Here is a 23,616-nt window from a genome sequence, read left to right on the forward strand (position 1 = left end):
TCTGGACGGGCCGAGCGTTCCGGACGCGCTTGATCCGGCGCCGTTGACCGGCGAGAACTTCGCCACGCTCACCGTCGCCGCCCTCGGCGGCTTCCACCGGACCGTCCTGGCGCTGGCGATCAGCCGGGCGGACCGGGATGACGCGAGGTGGCGGCGGCGGCTGCGCGAGCGCGCCGCGGACAACCTGCGAGTGCTCACCGGAGCATGGTCGGCGCTGGGCGCCGTGCTGGCGCAGGCCGACCCGTCGGTCCCAGCCGGGGATCCGGTCGCGCAGGCCACGGAGGTGGTCGGGGCGGTGGCCGAAACGCTCGGCGTACCGCTGGTCGTACCCGCCGGGCTGGCCGCACCGGCCGGGCCCGCCGTGTCACCGCGCGTCGGGGGAACATCCGATCCCGTCGGCGCCATGCTGCGGGCCAGCCGCATCCGCGGGCGCACCGTCACCCTGGACCCGTCCCGGCTGGCCGGCACCGCCACTGTCATGATCGGATGGACGGCCGAGGACGGGCATCCGGTGGCACTGCTGCCGCGGCGCCGCGGCTACCGCATCCACGACCCGGCCACCGGCGAGCGCCGCCCGCTCACCGAGGCGACCGCACGCACCCTTGCGCCAACCGCGCTCGCGGTCTATCGGCCGCTGCCGGCCCACGCGCGCTCACTACCCGCCGTGATCAGGTTCGCCTTAGCCGGCTCCGGACCGGACCTCGGCGTGCTGCTGCTCGCCGGGATCGTCGCGGGCCTGCTCGCGCTGACTGTTCCACTGGCGATCGGACTGGTGCTGCCACGGCTGGTCATCGATGGCGGCCCGGGTGCGTTGGGCTGGCTCGCGGGCCTGCTCGCCGCGGTCGTGGCCGCTTCCGGCCTGTTGCTGCTCGTACGCAACGCGGCCATCGTGCGGCTGCAGAGCCGGCTGCAGTCGGCTCTGGAGCCTGCCGTGTGGGACCGCCTGCTGTCCCTGGGCGCGCCCTTTTTCACCCGGTACTCCACCGGTGAGCTGGTCGCGCGGGCGGGCGGCATCGCCGAGATCCGTCGCAGCCTGTCGGATGTCACCGTCACCGCTCTGCTCGGCACGGTCTTCGCCCTGGTGAGCATGGTGGTGGTGATCGCTATAGACCCGGGGCTGGCGGGGCTGGTCTTCGCCGGCGTGACCGTGCTGGCGGTGGCGCTGGTCGTCCTCGCCCGCCGTCAGCAGCGACACGAGTCGGAGGTGTTCCGGCTGCACGGTGAGGTCTACGGGCTCCTTTACCCGGTGATGCTCGGTATCGACAAGATCCAGGCAGCGGGTCGGGAGACCGCCGTCTTCGCGTTGTGGGCGCGGTTGTTCGCCCGGCAGAAGCGCGCGGACGCGGCCACGCAACGCCTGCAGGCGGTCGCGACCGGGCTGGTCGCCGGAGCGCAGCCACTGCTGCTGACCGCGCTCGTCGCGGGCGCCACCGCGTTGGGCATGGCGGTGAGCGTCGAGCACCTGCTCGTCACCGCCGTGGCGGTGGCCCAGGTGTCGATCGCGTTGGGCCAGCTCGGCAGCGTGGCGGGGCCCGCGTTCGCGGTGGCGCCGATCCTCACCCGGCTCACCCCGATCCTGGCCGCCGAGCCGGAGTCCGACCCCGATGCCGCCGACCCCGGCGCGCTCGCAGGCACGGTCGACCTGGACGACGTGACCTTCGCATATCCCGGAAACTCCCGCGCCACCCTGGACCGGATCGCGCTGCGGGCGGAGCCGGGCGAGATGGTCGCGGTGGTCGGGCCGTCCGGAGCGGGCAAGTCCACAATCGTCCGGCTGCTGCTCGGGTTCGAGACCCCCGCATCCGGTCACGTCCGTTACGACGGCCGGGATCTCGCCGGGCTCGACCCGCGGGCGGTTCGCGCCCAGATCGGTGTGGTCACCCAGCACAGCCGCCTGATCCGCGGTTCGCTGCTGGACAACATCGTCGGTTCGGCCCAGGGCGTCACCGAGGACGACGTCTGGCAGGCCGCACAGACCGCCGGTATCGCCGACGAGCTGCGGCGCCTGCCGCTGGGTCTGGCGACCCGGGTCGGGGAGGACCACCAGAGCTTTTCCGGTGGGCAGATCCAGCGGCTGTTCATCGCCCGCGCGCTCCTGCGTAAGCCCGCGATTCTCATCTTCGATGAGGCCACCAGCGCGCTGGACAACAAGACCCAGCACGAGGTGACCAGCCGGGTGGCGGAGCTTTCCTGCACACGCATTGTCATCGCACATCGGCTGAGCACGGTCCGTCAGGCGGATCGGATCTATGTACTCGACAGCGGCCGGGTCGCGGCCGCGGGCACCTTTGCAGAGCTGGCCCGCCAGGACGGTCTGTTCAGCCGCCTGGCCGCCGGACAGGAGATGTGATGGACACCGTCCCCACGCCAGCCGCAGGCGGCCCGACCGTGGGCGGCCCGACCTTGGGTGGCCCGGCCCTGGGTGGCCCGGCCCTGGGTGGCCCGGCCCTGGGTGGTCCAGCCGCGATGTCGGTCCCCGGGGTCGCGCCGCGGGCGGGTCTCCCCGGCTCCGGGGACACGCTGCTGGGGTTGCCGGGCGGTGACGAACGGCTGCGTGAGATCATCTGCGCCGCCGCGCCGTTCCACGAGCGTTCCGACACCACGATGTTCGTCGGTGTGCCGGGCGTCGGCCGCGGCCGGCTTTCGGACCGGGTGAACCGCTGGCTGCGCGTGGCCGGCGGCGACGACGCGGCCACCCGGGCACTGCTGGAACACCGGGCGGCAACCGGTCGGGGGCTTGGCGCCGGCCTGCGTACCGTCGCGCTGCGAACCCCCGACCAGCTCCCCAGCTGGGCGTGGGCACTTGTGGAGTTCCTGCACGCCCAGCCGGCCACCGCCGCGCAGGACGACGCCACCGGGCTGAAGGCCGCGCCGCTGGTGGCGTTCCAGCGGGCTGCCGAACGGCTGCTGCCGTGCGACGACGGGGTCGTGGCGGGCGTCGCCGTCACCGAGCGGGGTTGGCAGGCCGTCACCCGGAGCCTGGTCACCCGCCTGGTGGAGGTCTGCGACGCGGCGCTGCGGTTCGAGCTGCAGGTGGCCGCCTCGACGTCCGGACCGCTCGACTGGGCCGACCGTGACGACCTCGATGTCAGTCGCCGGGGATGGTTGGGCCGGCTGGAGGCGCTGCCTGGCCTCGCCTACGTGGTCGGGCTGACCTGCCAGCAGTGGCGCGATGTCACCGTGGAGATGTTCGAGCGGCTGCGGGCGGACCTGCCCACCCTGCGACGTAACCTCTGGGGCTGGGCCGATCCCGGCCCGTTGGACCGTTTCACCGGCGGTGCCGGCGACCGGCATGCGGGCGGCAGGTCGGTCGCGCTGCTCTACTTCGCCGCCGGCCACGCGGTCGTGTACAAGCCCAAGGACCTCACCACAGCCCTGGCGCTCACCGATCTGATCGCCTATCTCAACGCGGCCGGGCTGCCACTGGGTCTGGCGACCCACACCGTCCTGCTGCGCGGCAAGCACGGCTGGGAGGAGATCATCGCAGCCGGCCCCTGCGACAGCCCCGACGCCTTCAGCCGGTACTACCGCCGGCTGGGCATGCTGATGCGGCTCATGCAACTGCTGGAGGGGCGCGACCTGTTCGCGGACAATCTCATCGCCGCGGGCGACCAGCCGGTGCTCGTGGACGTCGAGTGCGTTCTCTACCCGCGTACCGCCCCGCCGCCGAGCATGGACGCCCGCCAGCGGACGCTGGCCGAGGCGCTGGAGTCCAGCATCGTGCGCACGTCCATGGCGGTGCAGCCGTGGGTGTCCGGGCCGGACGGGCGGTCCCTTGATCTCGGCTGTCTGTCCCACGCAGGCGACGCACCGGGCGCGAGCCTCGGCGGTAGCAACCTGCCGCTGCCCAGCTACCGCCCGTGGCATGGCGATGTCACGGCGGATCCGTGGGAACACTTCGACGACGTGATCGCCGGGTATCGGGACATGCAGGCCGCGCTGGTGGCCAACCGTGACGGTCTGCTCGCCCCGGACGGTCCGCTCGGGCTGTTCCACGGCGCCCGGGTCCGCTACATCTGGCGTAACACCTTCGACTGCCAGACCCTGCTGCGTGCCTCGCTGGGCCCGCTCGCGCTCGTCGACGGCGCCGCCCGCGAGGCGGTGCTGGGCGGCGTCCTGCGCAACGCCTTCCGGATGCTGCACGAGAACACCGAGCGTACGGACGTGCCCGAGGTCGCCGAGGAGGAACTGGCCGCCTTCCGGGAACTCGACGTTCCCCTGTTCGAGTCACGGACGGCGTCGACGTCCGCCTTCACCCCGGCGGGACGGGAGATTCCCGGGCACTTCGAGGGCACGGCCTGGCAGCGGCTGCACGATCGGGTGACCACGGTCGACACCTTCGACCTCGACGGTCATCTCGCGGTGCTCACCGCCTGCATGGATGCGGCCCGGTACGGCACCGAGACGGCTATGGCCGTCACGGACAGTGCGGATGACGACCGCGCCGCCGGTGTCGAGGCCGGCCCGCCAGGGGTGGCGCCGCGCCGGTTGGCGGTACCGAGCCGCAGGTCCGGGCCGATGGACGGCACCCAGCTCCTGGACATCGCCTGCGGGATCGCCGACGACCTGCTGGCGGCCCGGTATCGCGGCTCCGACGACCCGGCCGGCTGGCTCGGCCTCGCCTGGTACCCGGTACCCGACCTGCACCAGATTCAGATTCTTCCGCCGGACCTGCTCAGCGGAGCCGGCGGCGTGGCGCTGTTTCTGGCCGAGTTGTTCGTGCTGACCGGTGAGCCGCGGTACTGGGTCGCCGCCCACCAGGCGCTCGAGGACATCGCGGCGGGTGGCGAAGCGCTGCAGGTCCTGGCCCGCGACACGAGGATGTGGGGCGGCGCCATCGCGCTCGGCGGGTTCACCGGCCCCGGCGCGGCCCTGTTCGCGCTCGCGCGCGGCGGGGAACTGCTCGGCGACGAGTCCCTGGTCGATGCGGCGCGTGGGCTGCTGCCCGGCCTCGCCGCCGCCGCGCAGGCGGGCCGGAGCCTGGCCGACGTCCCCTTCGGTGACGCCGGGTTGCTGCTCAACCTGCTGGCCCTTCCCGAGGTCACCGGCAGCGTCCCCGCCGGTGCTGGTGTTCCGGCCGGCGGCGACCCGGCGACGCCGGGTACCACGCGATCGCTCGTCGGGGTATCGCTGGCCGAGGAACTGACCAGCCGAGCACTCACCGCGCTGCGTGGGACCAGTGTCCGGCTCACCCGGTTGCCCGCCGGCAGCCGGCTGCTCGATCTCCTACCGGTGGGCCGCGACAGCATCGCGGTCGCCCTGGCCCACGTCCACCGCAGCGCTCCCGGCCTGGTGGACGACCCGGCGGTGGTGGCGGCCGCGGTGCGGGCACACCGTCCGGACCTCGCCACCCGGTCCGGGCGGTTGAGCGCGCTGGCGATCGCGGCCAGCGGGGGAGCCGAGGCCGATGCCGGTACCGGTACCGGTACCGGTACCGGCATCGACGGCTACGGTACTGACGCCAACGCGGCACCCGCCCGGCCGCAGGCGGCCACCGACGGGCGGACCTGCCGCGAGTTGGTTGCCACCGCCGGTGAGGCCCTGCTGGGGGATGCCGCCGACGGCGGCGGGACCGGCCGGGAGATCGCCGAGGTGATGCTGCGTGCCCTGGTGCGCAGGCGCGCGCGGACCGGCTCCTGGTTCGGCGACAGGGTGGTCGACGACCGGCTCATCCCGTCGGCCGTGGACGGTACCAGCGCGATCGGGCTGCTGGCCCTGCACCTCATCGAGCCTGCCCTCCCCCCGCTGACGCTGCTGCACTGACCGTTGCCGCCGCACTGACCGTTGCCAGTGCGCCGACCGTTGAGGAGCACACGATGACCATCGAGTCGACTATCACCGGGCCGTCCGGTGTCCCGGGGGACGGGGCGCTGGCTTTCCGCGGCCATCTCCTCCCGCAGGTTGTCGAGGGCGAGGGGCTCTACCTCATCTCCGAACGAGGTGTGGATGTGCTAGCAGGGCCCCTCGCGGAGGCGGTGGCGCCGTTGCTGGACGGCACCCGCACGGCCGAGCAGATCAGCACCGAGCTGGTCGGCCGGTTCCCCCAGGAGCGGGTGCTGTTCGGCTTGGACCGGCTCGTGCGCTCCGGGCGCGCCCGGGTGGGCGAAGGTGCGGCCGACGGCGCGGGCGCGGCGTTCTGGAACCTCGCCGGACTCGACGGTGACCAGGCCGCCGGTGCCGTTGCGGCGGGAGCCGTCGATCTGCGGGTCCTGGGCGACGTCGACCCGCGGCCGGTCGCGGCCGCGCTCGCCGCCTGTGGCATCGATCCCGGCACCGGGACGGATCCCGGCACCGGCACCGGTACCGATTCCGGGATCAACCGTCTGATGGTGGCGGTCACCGACGACTATCTGCATCCCGCTCTCGCCGAACACAACGCCGCCGCGCTGCGGTCGGGACGTCCCTGGCTGCTGGCCAGGCCGGTCGGTTCCGTCCTGTGGGTCGGGCCGCTGCTGGAGCCGGGCCGGACCGGCTGCTGGGAGTGCCTGGCCCAGCGGTTGTCGGCGAACCGGCAGGCCCTGACCTACCTGCAGCGTCGGGTCGGGCGGGATGCCCCGTTCGCGACCGCCGCGGCCCGGTTGCCCGTCACCACGTCGCTGGGCGCGCAGATCATCGCGCTCGAGGCGGCGAAGTGGCTCGCCGGCATGCCGGATGCCGAGCCGGTGGTCATCACGCTGGACACCTTCTCGCTCGCTACTGAACGTCATCAACTCGTGCGGCGTCCCCAGTGCCCCGCATGTGGGGATCCGAGCCTGATGGCGGCTAGGGCACATCAGCCGGTGACGGTGTCGGGCCGCAAGAAGCGGTTCACCGCCGAGGGCGGGCACCGGGCCACTCCGCCCGAGGAGTTCGTCGACGCGTTCCTCCACCAGGTCAGTCCGGTCACCGGAGCCGTCACCGGACTGTTCCACCTCGATGTCGGACACGGCGTGCCGCCCGGCCTGCTGCACGGCTACGCGGCCGGCCACAACCTGGCCCGTGAGGTGCGGGACCTGCGCATGCTGCGCCATGGGCTGCGCAGCCAGAGCTGCGGCAAGGGCATGACGGACATCCAGGCGAAGGCGAGCGCGCTCGGCGAGGGCATCGAGCGCTATTCCGGTGTCTTCCAGGGTGACGAGGCCCGGGTGACCGCTACCCTGGCCGGCCTGGACGGCGCGATCGACCCCGCCTCCTGCCTGCTGTTCAGCGGTGACCAATACGCGGGCCGCACGGAGTGGAACGTCGGTCGGTCACCGTTCAACGTCGTGTACGACCCGCTGGACCCCGACACCCCGATCGAGTGGTCGCCAGTCTGGTCGCTCAATGGTGGCGGACAGCGCTGGCTGCCGACGTCCTACCTCTATTACGGCTATCCGCAGCGGGGTGGCGGGGTGTACGCCGTCGCCGACTCCAACGGCAACGCCGCTGGGACGAGCCGTGAGGACGCCGTTCTGCAGGGCTTTTTCGAGCTCGTCGAACGGGACGCCGTCGCATTGTGGTGGTACAACCGCGTCCAGCGTCCCGCGATCGACCTTGATGCCTTTGCCGAGCCGTGGATCGACCGGATCCGGGAGCTCTACGCGGGGCTGGCCCGTGAGGTGTGGGCGCTCGATCTCACCTCGGACTTCGGCATCCCCGTGGTGGGCGCTGTGTCGCGCCGCACCGACAAGCAGGCCGAGGACATCCTCGTCGCCTTCGGTGCGCACCTCGACCCACGTATCGCGCTGCTGCGGGCGCTCACCGAGATGAACCAGTTCCTGCCGGCGGTGCTTCCCATCGGATCGGACGGCAGCGGAACCTACGGCGCGTACGACCCCGAGCAGGAATGGTGGTGGCGCAACGCGACCGTGGCGGAGGCGACCTACCTGCGGCCCGATCCCCGGACCACGCCGTCCGGTCCGGGGCGCTGGCCCGCGTTGGCTCACGACGATCTTGCCGACGACCTCGCCCTGGTCGAACGACTGGTGACCGAACGTGGTATGGAGATGCTCGTCCTGGATCAGACCCGTCCGGATATCGGGCTCCCGGTGGCCAAGGTGATCGTCCCGGGTATGCGGCACTTCTGGGCCAGATTCGCGCCGGGACGGCTCTACGAGGTGCCGGTCGGGCTCGGCTGGCTGGCCGCTCCCACGCCGGAGCACGACCTCAACCCGGTTCCGATGTTCATATGACCGGGGACGAAGGACCAATGATGAGCGTAACCGGGATGATCGACCCGGTGCTCGGCTGTGCTGGTTGGCTGTACCTGTCCCTACGCGCTGACGCCGACGTGGTGGCCGACGGCGCCGACCTGGTGATCGGTGGGTCGGCGAAGGCGGTGCGGGTCCGTCGGCCCAGCCCCGGCCTGGCTGGCGCACTGCGGATGCTGGTCACCGATCCGGTCCTACCCGCGACGCTGGTCGCCACCGTGGCGGCGGGTTCAGCTCCCCTGGCCACGGGTCCCCTGGTCACAGGTCCCCTGGTCACAGGTCCCCTGGTCGCGCCGGGGCAGGCCTGGTCCGACGCCGCCGGTGACCTCGCCCGCCTGCGCCGCGTGCTCGCCGTCCTTGACTCCCTGTTGTGCCGGACCGTGGTCGACACCGCAGCGTCCGGCCGCCGGCTGGTGACCGTTGTTCCGGTCAGCGCTGGTGCGGTGCTCGCCGCGGCCGTCCCGACCGCGGTGGGCACGGGCGCGGTGGGCACGGTCGGGCTGCGGGACTGTGTGCGCCTGTCCCGCTTCGCCTACCTCAGACGGCCGGATGTGACCACGGCCGGCGGGCGGGGTGGGGGCGGCGGCCGGGGCCTGCTTGTGCTCGAGAGCCCGCTGGCCGCGTTCCGCGCGGTGCTGCACTGCCCGGGTGTCGCCGCGATGGTCGCGGCCTGCGCCGCCGGCGGCACCGTGCATACAGCGGTGCAGACAGCGGTCGCCCCTGTGCACGCCACGGCCGGACCCACCGACGGTGGCGGGCTCACTCCGTCATCGGCGCGGCTCGTACTGGATCTGCTCGTTGCTGCCGGACTGCTCGAGTCCGCCGGACCCGACCCCGCCGGACAGTCCGATTCCAGCCAGTCCACCGGTCAGCAGGCGGCCGAGGATGATCCGGAGTCGCCGCTGGGCCTGTGGGACTTCCACGATCTGCTTTTCCACTCACGCAGCCGCCCGGGCCACAGCGACCAGCCGATCGGCGCCTATTTCCGGCATGCCGCCAGCAGCCCTGAGCCCTCGCCACTGCCGATTGCCCCGTCCCAGCTACCCGGGGCCGCCGGGGATGGCGGTGACGGTGTGGAGCGGTTGATCGATTTGGTGTCGCCGTTGTGGCCGGATGTGCTCGCGCGTGATGTCACGCTCACGGATGCGCTCGAGCGGCGCCGCTCGGTCCGTTCCTACCCGCAGGAGCCCATCACGCTGGCCGAGCTGGCCGAGCTGCTCTACCGGAGCGCGCGGGTCCGCGGTCTGACCCCGGCGACGGTGGGGGTCGCCTACACCGCGGTGGATCGCCCCTACCCGGCGGGCGGTTCCATGGGCGAGCTGGAGCTGTACCTTTCAGTCGCGCGTTGTGACGGACTTGCAGCAGGCGTGTACCACTACGATGCCGCCGGCCACCGGCTACGGCTGCTCGACACCGCCGACGCCGATCGGCGGGCACTGCTCGCCGGTGCCGTCGCGGCCACCGCAGGCGCGGTCGAACCCCAGGTGCTGGTCACGATCACCGCACGTTTCGCCCGGATGGCCTGGAAGTACAGCGGCATCGCGTACGCCACGACGTTGAAGCAGGTCGGCGCTCTTTATCAGACCATGTATCTGGTGGCCACGGCCATGGGCCTGGCCCCATGCGGGCTGGGCAGCGGGGACACGGCGCTCGCGGCGCGGGCCTTCGGCACCGAGTGGACGGCCGAGTCCTCGGTCGGCGAGTTTCTCCTGGGCAGCCGCCCGGCCGGCGTGGCGGCCGGGCCCCATGCGTTCGCCGATGTGGTCAGATCCAGCCGCGTGCCCGCGCGATGTTGACCGCGTCCAACCGGTTGCGGGCGTTGGTCTTGCTGATCGCCGCTGAGAGGTAGTTGCGGACCGTGCCGGCGGATAGGAACAGGGTCCGGGCGACCTCGTTGACCGTCGACCCCTGCGCGATGTGCGCAAGGACGTCGAGCTCCCGGCGGGTGAGCGTGCAGTCGGGCGCCGCGATCGTCTGGGCGGCCAGGTCGGTGTCGATGGCGCGTTCGCCGACGCTGACCCGGCGGACCGCTGAGATCAGTTCGTCGGCCTGCACGGTCTTCTGGAGGAAGCCGAGCGCTCCGGCTGCCAGCGCCCGTCGCAGGACCGCCGGGCGGCCGAGGTTGGTGAGGATGAGTACCCCCGTTCGGGGATGCACCCGCCGCAGCGTGGCGGCGGCGGCGATGCCGTCGAGGACAGGTAGGTCGACGTCGAGGATGGCGACGTGCGGCTCAAGGCGGGCGACCGCCGCGACGATCTCGTCCCCCCGGGACAGCTCGGCGACGACCCGGACGTCGTCCTCCAGCGAGAGCAGCGCCACCAACGCACTGCGAATGAGATCATGATCTTCGGCCAGTACGACGTCGATCATCCGGTCACTCCGGGTAGGGAGACGGGTCGGACGCCGCTGTCCGGCGCGACCGGCTGGCTGCCCGGCTCAGGCCCGACCGCGGCCGGCCGATTGGTGCGGGCCGCGCCCAGCGGGACGGTCACCTGGAGCTCGAAGCGTCCACCGGGCAGCCGCCGACGGTCCACCCGTCCGCCGGCTGCCGCAAGCCGGCCGGCCAGCCCCTCCAGGCCTGCGCCCGGGGCGAGGTCGGTCAACCCGGGCGCACCGGCGCCGTCGTTGGTCATCGTCATGGTGATGTCGCCGTCGGCCCGCTGGAACGCGACATCGAGAACGGTGGGTCGACTGTGGCGCAGCATGTTCGTCGCGCCCTCCCGGAACGCCCAGGCCAGCAGCTCGCGGGGGCTGTCGGCCAGTTCCGTCGGGACGGCCCTGACCTGCCAGCCGATCCCCAGGTCGGTCAGCACCTTGCCGACGTGTTCGATCTCGGCATCGAGCCGCAGGTGCCACCTACGGGAAGCCAGGTCGCGGACGGCGCGCAGGGAGTCACGGCAGATCGCGGTAAGGCCTGCCAGCTCCCGGCGCAGCGCCGGGACGTCGCTGTCGGCCAGCCGACTGGCCAGCTCACTCTTCAGGGTCACCACGGTGAGGCTGTGCCCGAGCAGGTCGTGGATGTCGCGGGCCAGGTGCTGGCGTTCGACCGCCGCGGCCGCGTGCGCGAGTGCGCTGTGTTCGACGTCGGTCACAGCGATCTGCCGCTCCAGCGAGGCGATCGTGAGGGCCGCCACCGCGACAAGCACCGTGAGCTCCCCGACGCCGAGGGCGGCAACGGCGGAGCCGTGCAGCGCGCCGGCGGTTGCGGTACCGGCGGCCAAGACGCCCGCGGCCGGTCCGGCCCACCGCCGTGGGACGTCCCCGAGCGCGAACGCGGCGAAGACGGGTAGCTCAAGTGCGGGGCCACCCCACCCGAGGGCCATGGTGAGCGCGGCTGCGCCGGCTGTGCATCCAAGCCAGAACGGGCCACCGCCGAACAGGGTACGGGCCTGCAATGCCGTGAACAACACCAGGCCCGCGAGGCTTGCGAGCAGTAGGCCGATGTGGCGCTGGCGGGCCTCCCCGGCTGCGAGAAGTACCTCCACGTACCCGACGTACCCGACGTACCCGACGGTGCCCGCGACGACGCCGTGCCTCAGTCGTCGGACCACCCGCCACTACCCCCTACTCGCAACTGTCGCGATCGGCGATGAGTAATCAGCTATGAGTGAAAGAAATTGGGTGCCCGCGTGGGTAGGGTCGACAGCGAAGGTAGGCTCCACCCGGACGACCGCACACAGACGACATCGCCCCCGTCCCAAGCCGCCTCCGTCCCCGTGCACACAACGTGGTTGACTCCTCATTGCGCGGCACGCTGCCGTCGCGCGAATCCTCGGCGCCGACCGAGAATAACCCCCACCCGACCTGAGCGTCTCTAAAAACTGGCGGGAAATCGGGCGGCGCCGGAGGTTACGGGAGAGAGCCTGGGCCGTTCACGGCGGATTGGTGTGCAGTTTGCCCGATGGGAACGGCCTCGCCGGCGTCGTGGAATCCGAGCACACCGGCGAGGTCATTACTCCCGCGGAGTCTGTGGCGCAACCCCGGGTGGATTAACGGATTGTTAATCCTTGTGGTGGGATTGCGCTTCATTCGGCCAGGAGATAATTACCTAGTGGATCATGCGGTGTTGCCTGCCTGTGATGCATTCCCGGGCGTGCCGGTCGGTGGCGTCCCACCGGGTCCGGTGCCGTTCGGTGGCGCCCCGGTCGGTGGCGTGCCGGTCGGCATGGTGATCCCGCATGCCTTGAGCGCCGCCTGCACCTCCGCGTTGTCGGCCGGGTTGCCCCCGGCTCCGGCTGAGGGCATGGCCGTCGGGGGCGTGCCATTGCCGTTCGCCGGTGGCGTTGGCGCGCTGACCCCGGCTTTCGCCAGGCACTCCTGAATCTGATCGCGGGTCTGGGCGCCGTTCGCGGCCGCGGTCGACCCGCCCGGGGCGGTGGACGAGCTGGCTGTCGTCGACGAGGAACCGCAGGCCGGTAGAACAAGCAGCATGCTAAGTCCCAACGAGGCCAGTGCCAGGGGACGTCTTTTCATCGGATCTCTCCAGGGTAGCGGATTACCCGAGGCCCTCTCGGTCGACTCCTGTTCACGGTACGGGCCTCGTTGTGGGATCCAGGAAAGTGTATCCGCCGTTTCTTGGCATCGCCTGAAACAGGACGGTGCCTTCGGTGAGGGGTCGACATCGGTGGTTCAACGTGATGTGCGAAAACACCGGGAACTCACTGGCGGGCACAGGGTTCACACAGGTGAATCATGTAGGTGGCCGGGTATCGAATCGGCCTTCCGCGCACGGTCACAGCGGTTCCCCGGGGATGTCGAGGTACTCCTTGCGCAGGAGTTGGATTACGGGATGATCGCTGGCTGTCACGATGTCGTCGATGGCACTGATCGCGCGCACGCCGATGGCTGCGTTGGTGACGAAAGCGGCGTGTATGTCGCGAATCACCGCCAGTCGGACAGGTATGGTGATGGTCGGCTTATGAGTCCGTTTGAGCAATGTCATGGTCACGCCGGCGAGGCAGTCCGCGTCGGGCCAGATCACCCGGTCACCGTCGAAGAAGCCGATGTTCCAGGTAGCACCTTCGGACACGAAGGAGCCTGTATCGGTGAAGACCACGTCGTCGAATCCGCCCAGCTGCGCGTCGCGGCGATGCCGAAAAGGGCTGAAGAGCCCCACATGTTTGACGGTCGGCATGTCCCGGCAGTATCGGACCGAGCGGAGTCGCAGCGCAGGCAGCGGGCGGGCGGCTGCCGGTCGCCTGGTCACCAGGATGCGCGGTTCCGCCGCGGCGCCCGGATGCCCGATCTCGAGTGCCGGGTCGAAGACCGTGATCCGGACGACGAACGACCCGGTGCCGCCGCCGACGGCACGGCGGGCGAGGTCCCGGACTTTCTGCGTGTCCAGGTCGGTGCCGAAGACCTCCTGACAGTCATGGACCAGTCGATCCAGATGCAGGGAGAGCCCACGGACACGGTTTTTGTCAATTCGCATGGAGGTGAAGTGGCCGTAGTTCATCAGCGCCAGCGCCGCGAGTTCATCGGGACTGACCGGTACGCCATCCAGTTCCATCATGCGTCGATATTCCCCTGGGGGCCTCCGGGTGCGCGAGAAGGGTCATGGTCGCGCACCCTTTGGCCGGGCTTCCCCTGGGGGCCTCCGGGTGCGCGAGAAGGGGCATGGTCGCGCACCCTTTGGCCGGGCTTCGCCCTTGGCCGGTCGTCCCGCAGCGTGGCCGGGACCCGTTCGGCCGCCTCCGGCCGGGCCTGTCGACCCGTTGAATGAGGTCGGGTGGACCGGTGATTGTGGCCCTTTGGCCCGACCCGGCCGTATGCCGTGGCCGTCAAAGATATCATTGAAAGGCGACAGCAGTGAATCCAACGCCCACAACGCCCACAAGGCCCGACGCCCGAGGTCGAGTGACTTTTGTTCTTCTCATGCGGCCGAATGCCCAGTTGAATCCAGGAGAATTCATATGAGCCACGTTCAGTTCGCCACCCGCGATGCCAGCCCGTGGGTGCCTCATTACATCATGGCTATCGACCAGGCCAAGTGCATCGGTTGCGGCCGATGCTTCAAGGTGTGCGGTCAGGGTGTGCTGAAGCTGATGGGCGTCAACGAGGACGATGAGTTGGTCGACCCCTTCGACGAGGAGCAGGAGATCGAACGTAAGGTCATGACCATCGATGCCGCCGGCAACTGCATCGGCTGTGCAGCCTGCGTCCGGGTATGTGCTCCGCGCTGCCACACCTACGCTCCAGCGGATGCGGCCTGACCCGCTGCCGCCTGCGTTGTTCCCGCCGGAACGCGACCAGATCGGGTGGCTGTGCGGCCATCGACAGATCATCCGATCTGGTGCCCGGCACCGTGCGATCGAAGATCCATCGGGCACGCCCTAGACTGTGCCCGTGTATACAGGCGCCGGCAGTGCCTCGCGTCGCAAGCCGCTATTGGACGTTGACGCCGATGTCGAATGCTGACCGAACCGCCAACGGTCTGCCCGGCACAGAGTCGCCCTTTCCCGTCGTGGCCCGCCTCGGTCTCGATGAACTGCTCACACAGTTGGTGGATCGGGCCCAGGATGCTCTGGCCACCCAGAGCCGGTTGCGCGGGCTGCTGAGGGCGAACCAGATGGTGGCTGCGGACCTCAGCCTGCCGGTGGTGTTGCGGCGCATCGTCGAGGCGGCGTGTGACCTGGTCGACGCCTGCTACGGCGCGCTGGGAGTCATCGGGGGCGACCGTCAGCTGGAGCAGTTCATCCACGTCGGGGTTGATAAGAGCGACGTTGCGCGGATCGGTCGTCTACCGGAAGGCAAGGGGATTCTGGGGTTGCTGATCGAGCAGCCGAATCCGTTGCGCCTTGAGAAGATCGCCGATGACCCCCGTGCCCACGGGTTCCCGGCCGGCCATCCACGTATGGACACATTCATCGGTGTGCCGATTCGCATCCGCGGTGAGACGTTCGGAAATCTCTATCTCGCGCAGAAGCGGGACGGTCGGCTGTTCACCGCCGAGGACGAGGAACTCGCCGTGGCCCTTGCCGCCGGCGCCGCGGTTGCCATCGACAACGCGCGACTGTTCGCCGAGGCCCAGCGCCGGCAGCGGTGGTTGCAGGCTTCGACGGAGCTCACCCGTCAGTTGCTGACCGGCCAGGCGGAGCCGTTGTCGCTGATCGCCGGACGTGCGCGTGACGTCGCGGCCGCAGATTTCGCATTGATCATACTGCAGCGGACGCCGTCGAGCAGGTTGGTCGTGGAGGTCGCCGTCGGGGAGTACACGGAGCTGTTGGCCGAGGTCGTCGTGCCGGCCGAGTCGATCGTGGGGCGGGCGGTCAAAGAGAGGGAACCGCTGCTGCTCACGGAGGCTGCCGGCGGCACCGCACTGTTCACCCCGGGTGGACTGGACGTCGGACCCGTCCTGATTGTTCCCCTTGCGGGTATCGAAGAGGCCGTTGGCGCTCTCGTTCTCGGCCGCCGCCCGCATGGGCGGGGATTGCGCGAAGCCGACCTGGATATGGCCGTCGGGTTTGCCGGCCACATCACGCTGGCGTTGGAACTGGCCCAGGCGCGGGCAACCCGGGAACAGTTGGTGGTCCTCGAAGAGCGGGACCGTATCGCCCAGGACCTTCATGGTCATGTCATTCAGCGGCTGTTCGCGACCGCACTCGGTATGCAGGGCCTCGCGGCCCGGGACCGGACGCAGCGGATGAGCCGGTACGTCGAGGAGGTAGACGAGACAATTCGCGAGATCCGGAACACCATCTTCGAGCTGCGGCCGCACAACCAGGTTGTAGGATCGGGCCTTCGGGCCCGGATCGCCGCGGTGGTCGACGATGTCAGCGACATCCTGGGATTCGCGCCCCGGCTGCGATTCGCCGGTCCGGTGGACTCCGGCGTCAGCGAGGTGACCGCTGAGCACCTGCTGGCGGTGCTGCGGGAAGGTCTGACCAACGTCGCCCGCCATGCCCAGGCCAATGGCGTTACGGTGAGTGTCGTTGTCGACACGGCCGACTCGACCGTGACGCTGGACGTGGTCGACGACGGCGTGGGGATAGGTGTCGTGCAACGCTCCAGCGGGCTGGCGAACATGCGTGCACGGGCGCAGGAGCTGAGCGGGACGTGCACGGTCACTCCGGGAGACAACGGCGGTACCTGCCTGCGCTGGGTGGCCCCGGCGAACTGACCGCCGCCCGGCCAAAGTCGCTCCGGCGCGGGACCAAAGGCATGCGGTGTCCCGACTTAGGCAGCGTAGGCACGGATGATTGACGCGGGAAGTATGAATACCGGCCGCCGGCGCGGAAAAAGAAGCGTCGCAGCGGGAACCGAGGAGGCCGGTATGATCTACGTTCCGCCTGGCAGACCGGGCAGTATCGTCGAGGTCGCGGACCGCTACGAGAACTTTGTCGGCGGTAAGTGGTTGCCGCCGCGTGCGGGCAGGTATTCGGTGAATCTGAGCCCGGCCACGGGCAAGCCGATCTGCGAGATTCCGAAGTCCACACCGGAGGACGTCGAGGATGCGCTTGACGGCGCGCATGCCGCGGCTGACGGGTGGGCCGCGTTTTCGCCGACGGAGCGGTCCGCCGTACTCAACGCGATCGCGGACGCTGTAGACGCCAACCGGGAGATGCTCGCCGTAGCCGAGAGCTGGGAGAACGGCAAGCCGGTGCGGGAGACGCTGGCCGCGGACATCCCGCTGGTCGCCGATCACTTCCGTTATTTTGCTGCGGCGGCGCGCATGCGCGAAAGCTCGATCTCGAAGATCGACGAAAGTACTTACTCCTATCATTTTCACGAGCCGCTCGGTGTGGTGGCGCAGATCGTCCCGTTCAACTTCCCACTGTTGATGGCCGCCTGGAAACTTGCCCCGGCCCTGGCCGCCGGGAACTGCTCGGTTCTCAAGCCGGCGTCGCCCACGCCGTGGTCGATCCTCAAGTTTGCCGAGCTGCTGGAGGACATTGTTCCGCCCGGTGTGATCAATATCGTCAATGGGCCGGGGGCGGAGGTCGGGAAGGCGCTGGCCACCAGTCCGCGGATCGCCAAAATCGCTTTCACCGGCGAAACCGCGACCGGGCGGCTGATGATGCAGTACGCCGCACAGAACATCATCCCGGTCACGCTCGAACTGGGCGGCAAGTCACCCAACATCTTCTTCGGCGACGTGCTGGCTGCTGACGACGCGTACCTCGACAAGGCGGTCGAGGGCCTGGTGCTGTACGCGTTCAACAAGGGTGAGGTGTGCACCTGCCCGTCCCGTGCGTTGATCCAGGAATCGATCTACGACGAGTTCATGGAACGCTGTCTGGCACGGATCAGCCGAATCCGCCAGGGCAACCCGCTCGACCCCGCCACGATGGTCGGTCCACAGGTTTCGGCCCAGCAGCTTTCGACGGTCGCGTCTTACGTCGACATCGGGCTGCGGGAAGGCGCGAAATGTCTGGCCGGCGGCAGGCGGGCGAAACCGGGCGGCGAGTTCAACGACGGTTATTTCTTCGAGCCGACCGTCCTGCGCGGAAACAATTCGATGCGGGTGTTCCAGGAGGAGATTTTCGGCCCGGTGCTGGCTGTCACCACGTTCACCGACGAGGCTGACGCGCTGGCCATCGCCAACGACACCCTTTACGGGCTCGGTGCCGGGGTGTGGACCCGGGACGGCAGCCGCGCCTTCCGGATGGGCCAGGGTATCAAGGCTGGCCGGGTATGGGTGAACTGCTACCACCAGTACCCAGCGGGAGCGGCATTCGGTGGGTACAAGGTCTCCGGTATCGGACGGGAGACACACCGGATGATGCTCGACCACTACAGCCAGACGAAGAACATGCTCGTCAGCTACGACCCGAACCCGCTCGGCCTCTTCTAGGAGGCCGCTGAACAAGGCGGAAACGGCCGCCGAAAATTACCTTGGAGGATTCGATGAAGGCTGCGGTGGTTACGGACTTTCATGCACCCCTGCGGATCGAGGACCGGCCGATACCGACGCCGGGGCCCGGGCAGGTTCTGGTACGCCTCGAGGCCTGCGGGCTGTGCCACACCGACATTCACGCGGCCCATGGGGACTGGCCGGTCAAGCCGTCCCCGCCGTTCGTACCCGGCCACGAAGGGGTCGGTGTGGTGGAGGCTCTCGGTGCGGGGGTGAGCGTGCGCCAGATCGGCGATCGGGTCGCGATCGCGTGGCTCGGTTACGCCTGCGGCCGGTGCGGCTACTGCATCAGCGGCTGGGAGACGTTGTGCGAGAGTCAACGCAACAGCGGATACTCGGTGGACGGCGCGTTCGCGGAGTACGCCGTCGCCGACGCGGACTTCGTCGTACCGGTACCTGACGCAGTGTCGTCGTTCGAGGCCGCACCGTTGACCTGCGCCGGGGTTACGACCTACAAGGCGATCAAGGTGGCGGGGGTGTCACCGACGCAGACCGTTGCCGTCTTCGGCATCGGTGGGTTGGGCCATCTGGCGTTGCAGTACGCCCGTATCGCCGGCGGTTTCGTCATCGGGGTGGACATCACCGAGCCCAAGCTGGCCCTGGCAACCGAGCTCGGAGCCGATCACGTGGTGAACGCGGCGACCACCGACCCGGCGCAGGAGATCGCCAAGCTTGGTGGGGCGGACGTCGCTGTCGCGCTCGCGGCCTCGCCCCGTTCGTTCGAGCAGGCATTCCGTTCCCTGCGGCGCGGTGGGCGGCTGGTCTGCGTCGCGCTGCCGGCGGACGGCACCATGGCTATCCCGATCTTCGACACCGTCCTGAAGGGCATCACCATCGTCGGGTCGATCGTCGGCACCCGCAACGACCTCGCTGAGGTGTTCCGGTTGCACGCGGCCGGCCGGACCAGGGTCATCGCAGCCGGCCGGAAGATCGACGATGTGAACAGCTGCATCGACGAGGTCCTCGCGAGCACCGTTCCGGCCCGCTTGGTGTTCGAGTTCTAACGGGGCCAAAGGGCGCGCGACGTCGCGGGGCTGGGACCGACAAGCTGAGGTGGAGCAATCATGACTGCATCATCCGTCGGAGTCGTCAAGGAGAACACTCCCGGCGAGCGCCGGGTGGCGCTGGTCCCAGATGTCGTGGGCCGGGTGTCCGGTTGCGGCTTCGATGTGCTCGTCGAAGCCGACGCCGGGAGCGCCGCATGGTTCCCCGACGGCGCGTACGCCGAAGCCGGGGCCGCCATCGTGACACGGGATGACCTGTTCGCCCGAGCCGACGTCGTGCTGACGGTTGGTCAACCGGAAGCGGACATGCCGACGTCGCTGCGCGCGGGCCAGACCCTCGTGGGAATGCTCCAGCCACTGGGCAACCCGGCCGTCATGAGGGAACTGGCCGCGGCCGGGGTGACCGCGATCAGTCTCGACGGGTTACCGCGGACTCTGAGCAGGGCGCAGGCGATGGACGCGCTGACCTCCCAGGCGAACGTGGCCGGCTACAAGGCGGTGCTTGTGGCGGCCGATGCGTACACCCGGTACTTCCCCATGTTGATGACCGCGGCCGGCACCGTCCGCCCGGCCGAGGTTCTGGTGCTCGGCGCCGGTGTGGCGGGGCTGGCTGCGATCGGCACGGCACACCGGCTCGGCGCGCTTGTACGTGGCTACGACGTCCGGCCGCAGGCGCGCGGCGAGATCGAGTCGCTCGGGGCGTCATTTCTCGATCTGGCCGGGGTCGCGAGCGGGGCCGGGCAGGGTGGTTACGCGCGGGATCTGACCGCCGACGAACTCGTGGCGCAACAGGAAGCGTTGGCTACCGCCGTTGCTCGCCACGATGTCGTCATCACCACCGCGCACGTTCCCGGTCATCGTCCGCCGTTGCTGGTCACCGAGAAGAGCATCAAGATGATGCGACCCGGATCGGTGATCGTCGACCTGGCGGCGAGCGCTCTCGGCGGTAACGCCGAGCTCTCCGTGCCGGGCGGGACGGTGGTCACGGACAACGGGGTGACCGTGATCGGCGCGGACAACCTGCCGGCGGAGATTCCATCGGCCGCGTCGGCCGTCTACGCGCGCAACATCCTTGCGCTCCTTGAGTATCTGAGCCGCGACGGCCAGCTCTGCATCGACACCACCGACGAGATCCAGGCCGGAATCGTCATCACGCACGACGGCCGCGTCGTCCATCCTGCCATCGCGGAACTGGTGGCCGAGACCACGGAGGGATCATGAATACGACGCTGGTCACCGATCTGACCATTCTTGTCCTGAGTCTGCTCGTCGGCTTCGAGGTCATCAGCAAGGTGCCCGCCACCCTGCACACGCCGCTGATGTCGGGCGCGAACGCCATCCACGGCATTGTCATCGTCGGTGCGATGCTCGTGGCCGCCTCGGCCCATACGCCGCTGGGTTATGTGCTCGCTTTCTTCGCCGCCACCTTCGCCGCGGTGAACGTGGTGGGCGGTTACGTGGTGACCGACCGGATGCTTGAGATGTTCCGGAAGCGGCCCGTCGCTCCCGCGTCCACGTCGATCGCCACCAGAGGTGAGCTGTCATGAGTGGTTCGGCTGCCGCGATCCATCTGCTGTTCCTGGCCGCCGCGACATGCTTCGTCCTCGGCCTGCACCTGATGAACTCCCCGGCGACGGCGCGGCGGGGTAACCAGCTCTCGGCCGCCGGAATGACGGCGGCGGTCGCGACCACTGTCGGACAGATGGTCCGTGACGGGGTTATCACCACCGCCGGACTGCTCGTACTCGTTACCGGTGCGGCGCTCGGCGCGGGCCTTGGACTGTTCTGGGCCCGGGGTGTGAAGATGACCGCGATGCCGCAGCTGGTCAGCGTCTTCAACGCGGCCGGCGGCGGGGCCGCCGCGCTCGTCGCGTTCGCCGACGCCGTTCGGCTCGGCGGGGCTGCGGGTCTCGCCCATGCCGCCGGACAGACGACCGTGGCCACCGGCCTTGATGTCGTCATCGGTTCGGTGACCTTCTCGGGCTCGCTGGTCGCCGCCGGCAAGCTCCAGGGTCTGGTGACGGGAGCACCGGTCGTGTTCCGCGGAGCGCGGCTACTGAACGTCGTCCTGGCTGCGGTTGCTGTCAGCGGCGTTGCCCTGATCATCGCCGGTCACGGCGGCACGATCGTGCTCGGCCTCGTCGCCTTGGCGGCACTCGGCTTCGGTGTGACCATGGTGGTGCCGATTGGTGGCGCAGACATGCCGGTGGTCATTTCATTACTCAACGCGCTCACCGGCACGGCCGTGGCGATCGCCGGCTTCGTGCTCGACACCAGCGTCCTCATCATCGCAGGCGCGCTCGTCGGCGCTTCGGGCACTATCCTCACCGTGCTCATGGCCGAAGCGATGAACCGCTCGATCATCGGCATCATGGTGGGCGGCTTCGGCACCGGTGAGTCCACCGGCGATCCCACCGGTCCGGCAACCGGGACGGGCACGACCGCGCCCGTGCACCGGGTTTCCGCGGATGACGCCGCCATTCAGCTGGCCTATGCATCCAAAGTCATCATCGTGCCGGGCTACGGCCTTGCCGCCGCTCGGGCGCAGTACGAAGTCGTGGCACTCGCGACGCTGCTGGAACAACACGGTATCGATGTCTGCTACGCGATCCACCCGGTCGCCGGCCGGATGCCCGGTCACATGAACGTGCTGCTGGCCGAGGCGCATGTGCCGTACCCGCAGATGAAGGAGCTCGGCGAGGTCAACCCGGAGTTCGCCCAGACCGACGTCGCGCTCGTCATCGGGGCGAACGACGTCACCAACCCCGCCGCCCGGCGGCCGGGCAATCCCCTTTCCGGCATGCCGATCCTCGACGTCGACCAGGCAAGGAGTGTGATCGTCATCAAGCGGTCGATGGGCCACGGATACGCTGGGGTGGACAACGAGCTGTACACGGACCCGAAGACCGGCATGCTGTTCAACGACGCGAAGGCGGGCCTGGCCGCGCTCACCGCGGCGGTGGGAACGTTGGTTCACTGAACAATTCCTTGACGACTTCGGCTATCCGAACCCGCACACCGGTATCGGGCGTTCTGGTGTGTCGCAGCTCGAAAATGGTGGCCCGGATTTCCTTTATGGTCGCGTCCAGCTCGTTGATATAGCCGCCCAGTCGGTCCGCGTCCACGGACTCTTCGTACTCGGCCATGTCCTGCATGCCGAGCGCGACCGCGAACAACCGCTGAATGACGTGGTCGTGCAGGTCACGGGCAATGCGGCCGCGGTCTTCCAGGACGCCGAGCTGGTCGCGTTCGGCCCGGGCCCGGGCGAGTTCAATGGCTATCGCGACATGGCCGGCGAAGCCCGTCGCCATGTCGAGTTCGCTTTCCGTGAACGCACGTCCGCCGATTGACCTGCCGATCAGCAGCGCACCATGGCTGCTGGCGGCGGTCAGCGGCACCGCCATGAGCGGTCCCAGCCGCGGTATTTCCAGCCCGGTGATGGCGTCGGTGATGGCGTCGTCGACAAGCAGGGGACGTTGCTCCCGCAGGGCCCGCCCAAGGATCGACTGGCCGAGTCCGATGTCCGTCCCGACGAGGCCCTCGGCGTGCGGCCCCAGCGCCACTTCAACCTTCAGATGGTCGGCGGTGTCGCTTTTCAGCAGCACGGCGGTGAAGTCCGCTTCGGCGACGGTCTGTACCTTGCTGCCGATCATTTTCAGGGGGTCGTCCCTGTCGGCCAGCAGATGGCGGGTCAGTTCGGCTGATGCGGTGAGCCAGTGCTGGCGTTGCTGGGACTCGGCGAACAGCCGGGCGTTCTCGATGGCGATGCCCGCGGCCGCCGCGAGGGCCAGCGCGAGCTCTTCGTCCTCGGCGGTGAACTGCCGCCCGTCCCGTTTCTCGGCCACATAGAGATTCCCGAAAACCTCCGAACGAATCCGGATCGGTACTCCGACGAAGGTTCTCATCGGTGGATGTCCGGGTGGGAAACCATGTGCCTGCGGGTGTGTGGAGATGTCATCGAGCCGTTGCGGGCGTGGTTCTTTGATAAGCAGGCCGAGGACCCCTCTACCAGTGGGCAGGCGTCCTATACGCTCGACGTCCCCGGCTGTCATGCCGGCATGTATGAACTGCTCCAGTCGCAGGTCGGGAGCGACCACGCCGAGCGCGGCGTACTCCGCGTCGAGGAGCTCCCGGGCGGCGTCGATGATCCGGCGGAGGAGGTCCGGAAGGTGGATGTCGGACGCGATGACGCGGCTGGCCCGCACCAGCCCGCGCAACCGGTCCTGGCCGGCCATGACCTCGTGAGCGCGCTCGATGAGTTGGGCGAGAAGTTCGTCGAGATCGAGGTGTGCGACCGTCGGGAACCTCGGTTCGTCCCCGGCTTCGGCGTTCACGGCGACATCATCGCAGCAGGACGTGACGCGCGGCACGCAGTGACTCCGCCAGCGGCACCGCGGTATGGATCACTGTTGCGCTCGGCCAGGGGTCGGCGCCGGCGGTCATCGCTGTGAGAACGTCCGTTGTCGCGTCGGAGGCATCTCCGCCAGCGCACCTGCGGCGGGCGATCCGGGTGGCCGCGACCGCGGCTGAGACCTCACATCGCAGTTCGATGAGGTCGGCGGATGTCTCCTGCGCGAGGCGGTCGGCCCGC

The 23,616-nt window shown here is 69.5% G+C and carries 16 protein-coding genes and 1 pseudogene; 11 read left to right on the plus strand and 6 right to left on the minus strand.

Going from position 1 to position 23,616, the window contains the following annotated elements; translation table 11 throughout:
- The 4 genes from U9978_RS00015 to U9978_RS00030 all read left to right on the plus strand — a co-directional run.
- Positions 1-2,350, plus strand: a 2,350-nt coding sequence (locus tag U9978_RS00015) for an ATP-binding cassette domain-containing protein (RefSeq protein ID WP_322758918.1), incomplete at its 5' end; no start/stop codon positions are given.
- Positions 2,350-5,763, plus strand: a complete 3,414-nt coding sequence (locus U9978_RS00020) for a DUF4135 domain-containing protein (RefSeq protein WP_322758919.1) — start codon at positions 2,350-2,352, stop codon at positions 5,761-5,763. The genes U9978_RS00015 and U9978_RS00020, both read left to right, overlap by 1 nt.
- 53 nt (positions 5,764-5,816) lie before the next feature.
- A complete protein-coding gene (locus U9978_RS00025) occupies positions 5,817-8,150 on the plus strand; it encodes a TOMM precursor leader peptide-binding protein (protein ID WP_322758920.1) in 2,334 nt (777 codons plus the stop codon).
- A 20-nt stretch (positions 8,151-8,170) separates the two neighbouring features.
- Positions 8,171-9,964, plus strand: a complete 1,794-nt coding sequence (locus U9978_RS00030) for a SagB family peptide dehydrogenase (protein WP_322758921.1) — start codon at positions 8,171-8,173, stop codon at positions 9,962-9,964.
- Here the strand turns inward: U9978_RS00030 and U9978_RS00035 are convergent.
- The 4 genes from U9978_RS00035 to U9978_RS00050 form a co-directional block, all read right to left on the minus strand.
- Positions 9,933-10,538: a response regulator transcription factor gene (locus U9978_RS00035; protein ID WP_322758922.1), complete on the minus strand. Its 606-nt coding sequence runs from the start codon at positions 10,536-10,538 to the stop codon at positions 9,933-9,935. The genes U9978_RS00030 and U9978_RS00035 overlap by 32 nt on opposite strands.
- Positions 10,535-11,719, minus strand: a complete 1,185-nt coding sequence (locus tag U9978_RS00040; RefSeq protein ID WP_322758923.1) for a sensor histidine kinase — start codon at positions 11,717-11,719, stop codon at positions 10,535-10,537. Before U9978_RS00040 ends, U9978_RS00035 begins: the two co-directional genes overlap by 4 nt.
- A 505-nt stretch (positions 11,720-12,224) precedes the next feature.
- Positions 12,225-12,641 (minus strand): hypothetical protein, encoded by a 417-nt coding sequence (locus U9978_RS00045; protein WP_322758924.1) that lies wholly within the window; start codon positions 12,639-12,641, stop codon positions 12,225-12,227.
- Between the two features lie 259 nt (positions 12,642-12,900).
- The gene (locus U9978_RS00050; RefSeq protein ID WP_322758925.1) at positions 12,901-13,680 is read right to left on the minus strand and encodes an aminotransferase class IV family protein; all 780 of its coding nucleotides are present in this window, start codon (positions 13,678-13,680) and stop codon (positions 12,901-12,903) included.
- A 400-nt stretch (positions 13,681-14,080) separates the two neighbouring features.
- Here U9978_RS00050 and fdxB point away from each other — a divergent pair, with 400 nt between their 5' ends.
- From fdxB to U9978_RS00085, 7 genes are all read left to right on the plus strand, one after another.
- Positions 14,081-14,380 (plus strand): ferredoxin III, nif-specific, encoded by a 300-nt coding sequence (gene fdxB / locus U9978_RS00055; protein WP_322758926.1) that lies wholly within the window; start codon positions 14,081-14,083, stop codon positions 14,378-14,380.
- 191 nt (positions 14,381-14,571) lie between these two features.
- Positions 14,572-16,287, plus strand: coding sequence for a GAF domain-containing protein (locus U9978_RS00060; RefSeq protein WP_322758927.1), 1,716 nt, complete (start codon positions 14,572-14,574; stop codon positions 16,285-16,287).
- A 153-nt stretch (positions 16,288-16,440) separates the two neighbouring features.
- The gene (locus U9978_RS00065; protein WP_322758928.1) at positions 16,441-17,961 is read left to right on the plus strand and encodes an aldehyde dehydrogenase family protein; all 1,521 of its coding nucleotides are present in this window, start codon (positions 16,441-16,443) and stop codon (positions 17,959-17,961) included.
- 53 nt (positions 17,962-18,014) lie between these two features.
- Complete coding sequence (gene adhP / locus U9978_RS00070; RefSeq protein ID WP_322758929.1) at positions 18,015-19,025, plus strand: alcohol dehydrogenase AdhP; 1,011 nt, start codon at positions 18,015-18,017, stop codon at positions 19,023-19,025.
- Between the two features lie 60 nt (positions 19,026-19,085).
- Complete coding sequence (locus tag U9978_RS00075) at positions 19,086-20,246, plus strand: Re/Si-specific NAD(P)(+) transhydrogenase subunit alpha (RefSeq protein ID WP_322758930.1); 1,161 nt, start codon at positions 19,086-19,088, stop codon at positions 20,244-20,246.
- The gene (locus U9978_RS00080; protein WP_322758931.1) at positions 20,243-20,572 is read left to right on the plus strand and encodes an NAD(P) transhydrogenase subunit alpha; all 330 of its coding nucleotides are present in this window, start codon (positions 20,243-20,245) and stop codon (positions 20,570-20,572) included. Before U9978_RS00075 ends, U9978_RS00080 begins: the two co-directional genes overlap by 4 nt.
- A complete protein-coding gene (locus U9978_RS00085; RefSeq protein ID WP_322758932.1) occupies positions 20,569-22,005 on the plus strand; it encodes an NAD(P)(+) transhydrogenase (Re/Si-specific) subunit beta in 1,437 nt (478 codons plus the stop codon). The genes U9978_RS00080 and U9978_RS00085 overlap by 4 nt, the downstream gene beginning before the upstream one ends.
- Here the strand turns inward: U9978_RS00085 and U9978_RS00090 are convergent.
- The gene (locus U9978_RS00090; RefSeq protein ID WP_322758933.1) at positions 21,974-23,395 is read right to left on the minus strand and encodes a GAF domain-containing protein; all 1,422 of its coding nucleotides are present in this window, start codon (positions 23,393-23,395) and stop codon (positions 21,974-21,976) included. The two genes, U9978_RS00085 and U9978_RS00090, sit on opposite strands and share 32 nt — an antisense overlap.
- Positions 23,367-23,616: pseudogene (locus U9978_RS00095) on the minus strand (hypothetical protein); the annotation flags it as partial. The gene U9978_RS00090 and the pseudogene U9978_RS00095, both read right to left, overlap by 29 nt.

Origin of the sequence: Protofrankia sp. Cr2 (assembly GCF_963555885.1) — a bacterium.
GTDB lineage: Bacteria > Actinomycetota > Actinomycetes > Frankiales > Frankiaceae > Protofrankia.

Excerpts from the sequence above, each read along its gene's own strand:
- U9978_RS00020 (WP_322758919.1), top strand. The coding sequence starts at position 2,350 with ATGGACACCGTCCCCACGCCAGCCGCAGGCGGCCCGACCGTGGGCGGC.
- U9978_RS00025 (WP_322758920.1), top strand. The coding sequence starts at position 5,817 with ATGACCATCGAGTCGACTATCACCGGGCCGTCCGGTGTCCCGGGGGAC.
- U9978_RS00030 (WP_322758921.1), top strand. The coding sequence starts at position 8,171 with ATGAGCGTAACCGGGATGATCGACCCGGTGCTCGGCTGTGCTGGTTGG.
- U9978_RS00035 (WP_322758922.1), bottom strand. The coding sequence starts at position 10,538 with ATGATCGACGTCGTACTGGCCGAAGATCATGATCTCATTCGCAGTGCG.
- U9978_RS00045 (WP_322758924.1), bottom strand. The coding sequence starts at position 12,641 with ATGAAAAGACGTCCCCTGGCACTGGCCTCGTTGGGACTTAGCATGCTG.
- U9978_RS00050 (WP_322758925.1), bottom strand. The coding sequence starts at position 13,680 with ATGATGGAACTGGATGGCGTACCGGTCAGTCCCGATGAACTCGCGGCG.
- fdxB (WP_322758926.1), top strand. The coding sequence starts at position 14,081 with ATGAGCCACGTTCAGTTCGCCACCCGCGATGCCAGCCCGTGGGTGCCT.
- U9978_RS00060 (WP_322758927.1), top strand. The coding sequence starts at position 14,572 with ATGTCGAATGCTGACCGAACCGCCAACGGTCTGCCCGGCACAGAGTCG.
- U9978_RS00065 (WP_322758928.1), top strand. The coding sequence starts at position 16,441 with ATGATCTACGTTCCGCCTGGCAGACCGGGCAGTATCGTCGAGGTCGCG.
- adhP (WP_322758929.1), top strand. The coding sequence starts at position 18,015 with ATGAAGGCTGCGGTGGTTACGGACTTTCATGCACCCCTGCGGATCGAG.
- U9978_RS00075 (WP_322758930.1), top strand. The coding sequence starts at position 19,086 with ATGACTGCATCATCCGTCGGAGTCGTCAAGGAGAACACTCCCGGCGAG.
- U9978_RS00080 (WP_322758931.1), top strand. The coding sequence starts at position 20,243 with ATGAATACGACGCTGGTCACCGATCTGACCATTCTTGTCCTGAGTCTG.
- U9978_RS00085 (WP_322758932.1), top strand. The coding sequence starts at position 20,569 with ATGAGTGGTTCGGCTGCCGCGATCCATCTGCTGTTCCTGGCCGCCGCG.